Annotated in this window: 1 protein-coding gene; it reads right to left on the bottom strand. The window is 58.0% G+C overall.

What is annotated here, in order from left to right:
- The coding region (locus SB847_RS21150; protein WP_410578589.1) for a DUF2515 family protein at positions 1–269 on the bottom strand (269 nt) is incomplete at both ends.

Genomic DNA, 269 nt, shown 5'->3' with positions numbered 1-269 from the left:
GATTGGCTCGCATCAATATCGCGAAGTGTGGGTCGTCGTACATGGCGGGCTGGAGAATGTTGAGCTGCTCATGTCGAGCCAGCCACCTGACACCCTCGCTCAGGGTGCCCGTGTCGATTGCCCGGAATCCACTTCGAATTTCATCCTTGACGGCCGCAAACCGAACGCTATCGCCAATCGGCCAGCGAACCGTTCCCCTGAGCTGCTCCCGTTCTTTCAGGCAGCGCTCGAATCGCTGCAAGCCGAATTCCTTGTAGAACATGTGCAGC

It is taken from the genome of Bacillus sp. SIMBA_026 (assembly GCF_046535335.1).
GTDB classification, from domain to species: Bacteria; Bacillota; Bacilli; order Bacillales; family Bacillaceae; genus Bacillus; species Bacillus velezensis.
The sequence above is the reverse complement of the archived record's forward strand: the minus strand, read 5'-3'. Positions and strand labels throughout refer to the sequence as shown.